The organism is Vibrio sp. 2130-1, assembly GCF_033339515.1.
Window position 1 is genome coordinate 1 of the sequence record NZ_JAWOUT010000056.1, and the last position, 1527, is coordinate 1527.

At 42.9% G+C, this 1527-nt stretch carries 1 protein-coding gene; it reads right to left on the reverse strand.

The window, feature by feature from the left end; genetic code table 11:
• On the reverse strand, positions 1-1527 hold a 1527-nt coding region (locus R7Q09_RS24170), incomplete at both ends, for an Ig-like domain-containing protein (RefSeq protein ID WP_318071324.1).

Sequence of the window (1527 nt, forward strand, 5' to 3'; positions counted from 1 at the left end):
AGCCACTCATCGCTTATCTTGAGTGCGTCACCTTGAATCGTGACACTAGGAACTTCAAACTGGTTTTCGTATCCATCGCCGCCATCAAGAATATCCACCGTTAAAGAGGCATCATCGTTCAAACCTTCAATTGCCTCTAAGGTAATATCCAATGTTACGGAGGTGGTGTCACCGTCTGAATCTGTTGCATTAACTAACAATGGTATATCCAGGATTTGATCTTTTGACAGATCGAAAGAGCGATATAATTCAAAGGAATACTCTATTTCACTACTCGACTCTACAGGTAATGTGGATAATAGTTTCGATTGAAAAATATTTACTTCCACCCCACCTTCTAAGATATAGCCAGTAATTGTCGTACCGTCATCAGACAGACGGTAAAGCAACTCACTTTCACTACTCACTAATGTGGGCTGGTTTAATTCGCTAAATCGAAGAGAGTCAACATAATCACTCCCGATATCGAGTTGAAGGCTCCCAGTCTTAAAGATTGCCCCACTTTCTAGATTAATCTCTTCCATTGCAACAACAGTCAAGTTGCTCAACGTAGGATCAACACCATCTTTCAACACGAAATCAATTTCATTCTCTACAAGCGGTGTGGAGTCTAGATCTGTCCCTCCAATGGTCAGCGGGAAAGTGACCGTATCACTACTATTGAATTGATCGATAGGATGATCAAGAGTAAGCGAGATTGAAGCTAGTACATCGTTACCCGACTCAATGCCACTCAATGTTAACGTAAATACAGTGACACCATTAGCAAATGCTGTGATTTGCTTTCCACTGGAACTTAACGTGTAGCTAAGCTCATTATCAGAGACTGAGCTTGTAAGCCCTAATGCCTCTAACTTAGTAATGGATGCCCCACCAAAATACAAACTAGTCGGATCAGGGTTATCAGAGCCAGCAATCACATTAACACTGCCTTCGGTGGTTAATAATGCCTCTCCCAGAGGTACTTCTGCTGCGTTTATAGTAGCGCTGCCTACATAACCCGCTTGGCCATCTATAATGTCGATAGTTGCGGTTGCTACACCGTAATCTTTTGAATCATCGGCTGCGAGATAATCAAAAACGAGACTTTGCTCAACCGTGTGATCTAAGTTGCGACTGGCATTCAACTGCCAAGAGCCATCTGAAAATACGGTTAATTCACCCTTCTCTAGACTAAAACTTACTGAGCCACCATCAGGGACAGACTGGATCTCTCCTCCGGCTCTGACATATCGAATGTACAAGTCACCATCAATATCAATGTCATTCTCCAGTACATTGCCAGAAATGACTTGGCCTTCGGTTACACTATATGACTCATTTTCGATCACTGGATCGGCATCAAGGATGGCGATTTCTAGGGGAGCCACAACAGCCTCTTGTGTGCCGTCAGCATCACTTTGAATGCTTTCAACCAATACGTTAGTCACCAGCTCATCTTGACCTACACCATGATCAATCGCTTCATAAAAAGTAATTTGAACCGTACCATCATCATTGACTTCTGCTGAGAAAACTAATCGGTCG